The organism is Actinotalea sp. (assembly GCF_035443605.1).
In the GTDB taxonomy this organism is placed as follows: Bacteria; Actinomycetota; Actinomycetes; order Actinomycetales; family Cellulomonadaceae; genus Actinotalea.
In genome coordinates this window covers 1-4,477 of record NZ_DAORSQ010000147.1, presented here as the reverse complement: position 1 = coordinate 4,477, position 4,477 = coordinate 1, and the positions used below count along the sequence as shown (strand labels likewise).

Annotated in this window: 4 protein-coding genes; all 4 read right to left on the bottom strand. The window is 73.3% G+C overall.

All coding sequences use genetic code 11. The features are described 5' to 3' along the window. Nucleotides 1-182: 182 nt before the first annotated feature. Nucleotides 183-1,577, bottom strand: coding sequence for a threonine/serine exporter family protein (locus PKY62_RS12165; RefSeq protein ID WP_324537329.1), 1,395 nt, complete (start codon nt 1,575-1,577; stop codon nt 183-185). A gap of 116 nt (nt 1,578-1,693) precedes the next feature. Further along, the gene (locus PKY62_RS12160; protein ID WP_324537327.1) at nt 1,694-3,436 is read right to left on the bottom strand and encodes a serine/threonine-protein kinase; all 1,743 of its coding nucleotides are present in this window, start codon (nt 3,434-3,436) and stop codon (nt 1,694-1,696) included. Between the two features lie 80 nt (nt 3,437-3,516). Beyond that, the gene (locus PKY62_RS12155; protein ID WP_324537325.1) at nt 3,517-3,945 is read right to left on the bottom strand and encodes a CBS domain-containing protein; all 429 of its coding nucleotides are present in this window, start codon (nt 3,943-3,945) and stop codon (nt 3,517-3,519) included. 88 nt (nt 3,946-4,033) lie between these two features. Beyond that, a partial coding sequence (locus tag PKY62_RS12150; protein ID WP_324537323.1) for a LacI family DNA-binding transcriptional regulator occupies nt 4,034-4,477 on the bottom strand: 444 nt, incomplete at its 5' end.

Here is a 4,477-nt window from a genome sequence, read left to right as displayed (position 1 = left end):
AACCCCCTGTTTACAAGACAGGTGCGCTACCAATTGCGCCACGCCAGCACGCCCGGCCCGCCATCGGCCCGGACAGCCCCGGAGTCTACGGGGCCGATAACCCGTCCGCGGTTGGGTGCTCAGCCGGCTGCCCAGGCGACCACCTCAGCACCCAACTCCGGAGAGCGCAGCGCCTGAGCCTCTCAGCCGCCGCCGTCGCGCCCCTCCGGCCGCGACCCGCGCACGGAAGTGTCCCACCGCGATGTGAGGATCTCGCCGAACACCGTGCCCGTCGCGATCGCCAGCAACACCGCCCCCGCCGACAGCAGGGTCGTCAACCCCGACTGGATCGTCAGCGACCCGGGCGACGCCCCACCCACGGCGACCAGCTCGTACAGGCCGCGGAAGATCGTCAGACCGGGGAGCAGCGCGAACGACGCCGGAACGATGACCACCATCGACGGCACCCCCAGCCTGGCCGCGACGACGCGCCCGACCGCACCGAGGGCGATCGCCGCGATCCCCGTCGCCGTGATGACGCCGACCTCGATGCCGCGCTGCAGGGCGGCCGCGATCGCCGCTGCTCCGACCGAGAGCAGGCCGGTCGGCACGATGAGCCGGGCACGGCTCTGCACGGTCACCGCGGCACTGAGCCCGACGAAGAGGGCACCCACGAGCGCAGCCAGGATCGAGCCCTGGTCGGTGCGCAGGTCGAGCACGGTGGGCGACACGAACTGGGTGTCCAGCACCGTCGTGAACCACAGCATCGCCTTCAGCCCCGCGCCGATCCCGATGATCAGCCCCAGGAGCGCCACGAACACCGAGAGCAGCCGCCCCGCACCCGTCAGCGGGAACCCGAACAACACGTCCTCGATCGCCGCCGCCATGGTTCGCCCGGGAAGCATCGCGACGATGCCACCGGCGACGATGAACGCGAAGTCGTCCTCGCCCAGCGGCGCGCCCGCCAGCGTCGCCGCGGCATACGCCAGGCCCGCGAGGACGGTCGCGACGGACGCGTTGATGGCGTTGCCGTAGAACTCGGGCAGCGCGGAGGCCGCGTGCACCCGGTTCACGCCGGTCACCGCCAGCACGACGGCCACCGTCACGACGGCCGCGACCGCGCTCGCCCCGATCATCACCGCGACGGACGACGCCAGCACCGCACTCGCCACCGACACGGCCCACACCGGGAAGCGTCGCGGTGTGCGCTTGATCTCCCGCAGCCGGCGATCGGCCTCCCGCGAGTCGATCGTCCCCGCGGCGAGCGCCTCGACGAGCTCGTGGACAGCGGCGAGCCGCGCGTAGTCGTGCCTCGTGCGCCGCACCACGCGCAGCAGGGTGTGCGGGCGCCCGGACGAGCTGCTCGCCTGCACGAGCAGCGACTGCAGCGTGATGTCGACCTCGACCACGTCCACCCCCGCGGATGCCGCGACGGCCGCGACGCTGCCGACCACCTGCGGGGCACCGGCGCCACAGCGCAGCATGAGCTCACCCACTCGGGCCGCGAGGTCGAGTGCCCACCGCACCTGCGCGTCCTCGGCCGCTTCGCCCGGAATTCGGGTGTCGCGGTAAGGGGTTCGGCGCAGCAGGTCACTCATCGGCATCGGCTCGGTCGGCTCCTCACCGACCATGAACCCACCGCGGCGCCACGCCGGGACCTTTGCCGGATGCCGTTTCGCTGGCGTCGTCCTCGCCTCGCCTTCGGGTGGGCCCGTCACGGGAACGGGACCGTCGTGTCGACCCACGACGGGGCCTCCGCCCGCGGCCACCAGGACGGTCCGTCGCCCGTCACGGTCACCGCGAGGATGCCGGCCGCGGCCACGAGCAGCACCGCCGCCACGACCTGTCGCATCGTCTCCCCGGGCGAGATCCCGCGAACGATGCTCCGGCTTCCCCGGCGCAGGCTGGCTCCGCCGGGGCCCCACCACGCGGTGAGCCCGGCGAAGACACCCGCGGACACCAGCGGGATGACGTCAGCGGTGCTCACGTCGGCACCCGTCACGACGCCGAGCACCAGGGCCGTCGCGAACAGCGCGCACAGCCCGACGAACAGGGGCAGCACGGCCGTGATGGCCGCGCCGACGAGACCGATGACCAGGTGCCACGGGCTGCTCGCGACGGCGACCGCGACATCGCTGCCCCGGGCCCCTCGCTCGTACCGACGCATGACCAGCGAGGTCACCGACCGGTCGGCGGTGCGGGCCAGGGCGATCCACCCGACGAGCGCGAGGCCCGCCAGCGCGGGAGCCGCCGCGGTCAGCGCACCGAGCAGCGCCAACAGGGCGAGCAGGGTGCCCGCTCGGCTCGGCCGGCCGATGCGGGGGTCGCCGTAGGGCCCGAGACCCTGGCGCGCGGCATCCCAGTCCGACTCGGACTCGGGGACCGGTGCCGGCGGTGGCGGTGGCCGCTGCTGTTGGGGCGCCGGGGCCGCGGGCTGCCGCGGGGCCATCGGCACCGGGGTGGGAGCCGGTGCGGCACTCACGGCAGGTGCCGTGGCGACCACCGGCAGGGGTGGGATCGTGGGAAGGACGCCCGTGGCCGGCATCCCCAGCACCTGGGTCTGGGGTCGCACCCTCCGGACCTGGATCGGCGCCGTGGCCGGCGCGCCGTGGGCATAGCTCTCGAGCGCGACGACGATCTCGTGGTGGTGCGGGCGCTGCGCGGGGTCCGGCGACAACGCGGCGTACAGCAGGGGCTCGATGCGCGGGTCGACCGCGACGAGGTCGGGCTCACCCTGGGCGACCCGGGCCAGCACCGCGCTCATCGCACCCCGGCCGAAGGGCGGGACCCCACCCGCGGCGAAGGCGGTCGTTGCCGCCCAGCCCCACCAGTCGGTCGCCGGGGTGACGTCCTGGCCGCTGATGACCTCGGGCGAGAGGTAGCCGGGGGTTCCCATGACCAGGCCGGCCATCGTCAGGCGGGTGTCGTCGGCGAGGTGGGCGATGCCGAAGTCGATGAGCACGGGCTCGCCGTCGACGAGCAGGACGTTGGCGGGCTTGACGTCCCGGTGGACGACACCGGCCCGGTGGATCGCGTCGAGCGCCTCGGCGAGGCCGCGCGCCACCCGGTGCAGCTCGACGGGGGGCAGCAGTCCCCGCTCGGTGACGCGCTCGTCGAGCGAGGGGCCCGGCACGTACCGCGTGACGATGTAGGGCCGCGGGCCCTCGATGTCGGCGTCGATGACCGGCGCGACGTACGGGCTGTGGACCCGGCTGAGCGAGGCGACCTCACGGGCGAGCCGCGTGCGGGCCTCGGGGTCGAGCGCGACGTGCGGACGCAGCACCTTCAGGGCCACCGCCCGGCCGTGCCGGTCGAGGGCGAGGTGCACCACGCCCATGCCGCCCTCGCCGATCCGCTGCACGAGCCGGTACTGCCCGAGGCGCGCGTGCTCGCGGGGTTCCTCGAGCTCCTCGAAGTCCTCCGGCAGGGGGCCGTCGGCGAGCGCGTCGGCGGTCATGACGACCACGGTATGCCGTGTTGCTGGGTCTGCGCTGGATGCGCGACCCCCTGGGGCCCCTCCAACGACCCCCGGCGGCGTCAGGACTGGATGTAGGTGCGCAGCTGGTCGCGTTCGGCCTGCAGGTCGTCGATGCGGTTCTTCACGACGTCACCGATGCTCACGATGGCGACGAGCTTCCCGTCCTTGAGCACGGGCACGTGGCGGAAGCGCTTCTCGGTCATCGCCGTCTCGAGGTCGTCGAGGCTGTCCTCGGGCACGCAGGTGTGCACCTCGGAGGTCATGATCTGGTGAACGGGGGCGTCGAGCAACGCCGCGCCGTCGGTGTGCAGGTGCCGCACGATGTCGCGCTCGCTGACGATGCCGTGCACCGTCTCCCCGTCGTCGCTGACGACGACCGCACCGATGCGATGCTCCGAGAGCAGCCCCAGCAGCTCGGTGACGGAGGCATCCGTGCGCACCGTGATGACTGACCCACCCTTGTGCCTGACAACGTCCGAGATCCTCATGACCCGACGATAGGTGCGCACGGGTGCGACGCGCCAGTGGGAGACCGCAGGCCGGTCACGCTCGTGACCCCACGGCATCCGGATGCCGTCAGGCGCGGGAGGGGGCCGCCCCGGTTGATCCGCGCACGACGAGCTCGGGGCGGAACACGTACTCCGCCCGGGGTGGCCCCTCGCCGGCGATGTCGTCGATCAGGGCGCGCACCGCGGCATCTCCCATCGCCTCGACCGACTGCCGGATCGTCGTCAGCGGAGGGTCGGTGAACGCCATCATCGTGGAGTCGTCGTAACCGACGACCGAGAGGTCGCGCGGCACCGTCAGCCCCATGGCCCGCGCCTGGCGGATCGCGCCGAGCGCCATGAGGTCGGAGCCGCAGATGACCGCCGTGGCACCGCGGGTGATGAGCCGCCCGGCCGCCGCGGCCCCGCCTTCGAGGCTGAACACCGTGTGCGTCACGAGCCGTTCGAGGTGGGCCGGCTCGACCCCCAGGTGCTGGCGCATCGCGGCCTTGAAGCCCTGCACCTTGCGGATGAC